Here is a 1247-nt window from a genome sequence, read left to right on the forward strand (position 1 = left end):
CTACAATGATCTACGCTCCGCCCCGGTCAGCCAATCTCGGCGACCATAACCGCCGGAACTCTAACTTATCCGGTGGACCTCCCTAATGGGGCAGGCCACTCGTATTCGGCGTTATGAAGCTTATCAATTTCGCACATGGCGGATTGATGACGCTTGGCGGATACGCTGCCGTTATTGCCACAGCGCTTGGGTTGAATCCCTGGATAGGCATTCCTCTGGCGGCGGTCTTTGGGGCGATTGTTGGTCTCGGCATGGAGCGTGTTGTTGTACGGTCGTTATACAATCGGCCGCTCGATGCTATCCTAGCCACCTGGGGCCTGAGCATCATCATTGGCCAGATCATAACTCTGGTCTTCGATCGTGGTGTTCATTTCGCTGAACCTCCAGTTCGAGGGGTGGTCAGTCTCATCGGTGAGTCATATTCGATCTACAGGCTGGTGCTTACCGTTCTCGCACTACTGCTGGGACTTGGTTTGACCTTGATACTCAAGGGTACATCACTAGGTCTCTCCACGCGCGCCGTCATCATGAACGAAGATCTTGCGCGCGGACTTGGAATAAATAGCGGGCTCGTTCGCACGGTGACATTCACCCTTGGCTCTGGGCTGGCCGCCGTTGCCGGCGCTTTGATAACACCTCTTTCGAGTGTCTATCCGGATATGGGCACAGCCTGGCTAATCAGCGCATTTATGCTCGTGCTGGTATCGGGCTCCTCTCTTTATAGCTTGGCTATTGCAAGTGTTGTGTTGGGCGGAGCACAAGTGATTGTCAGTGGTTATTTCGGAGCGGTCCTAGGCGGCATGACAATTGCGGCTCTTGCCGCGGTAATTCTCCGTATTCGACCGCAGGGGTTTTCTTATGAGTGATGTGAACTTGAAGGAATGGGGCAAAGCGCATCACCTTCGGCCACGGGCAAGCCCGCTAACGAGGATGGTCGTTGTAGCAACTATAGCTCTGATCGGTGTTGGCGTCACGCCCTTCTTTATAGATGCGTATTCAGTCAACGTTCTCGTAAGATCGATGATATACGCGTCTATCGCTCTTTCCGTCGATATTCTCTGGGGTTACCTTGGAGTTTTGACTTTCGGGCAGTCGGCATTTTTTGCGGCAGGAGCTTATGTCACCGCCCTGATATTTACCTATCAGGGATTTTCCGCCGAATTGGCTTTTGCTGCTCTTGTAGTCGGTATCGCGGTCGCCGTGGCGATGGCAGGATTGGTTGCGTTTCTTGCCTTTTGGCATGGCGC

General features: G+C 53.5%; 1 protein-coding gene and 1 pseudogene. Both read left to right on the forward strand.

Annotated elements, in window-relative coordinates:
- Window positions 1–110 precede the first annotated feature (110 nt).
- A pseudogene (locus ASD50_RS19175) lies at window positions 111–866 on the forward strand (branched-chain amino acid ABC transporter permease); the annotation flags it as partial.
- Window positions 859–1247, forward strand: a 389-nt coding sequence (locus tag ASD50_RS19180; RefSeq protein ID WP_413813908.1) for an ABC transporter permease subunit, incomplete at its 3' end; no start/stop codon positions are given. The pseudogene ASD50_RS19175 and the gene ASD50_RS19180, both read left to right, overlap by 8 nt.

The sequence above is a fragment of the Mesorhizobium sp. Root552 genome (genome assembly GCF_001427285.1).
Taxonomy (GTDB): Bacteria; Pseudomonadota; Alphaproteobacteria; order Rhizobiales; family Rhizobiaceae; genus Mesorhizobium.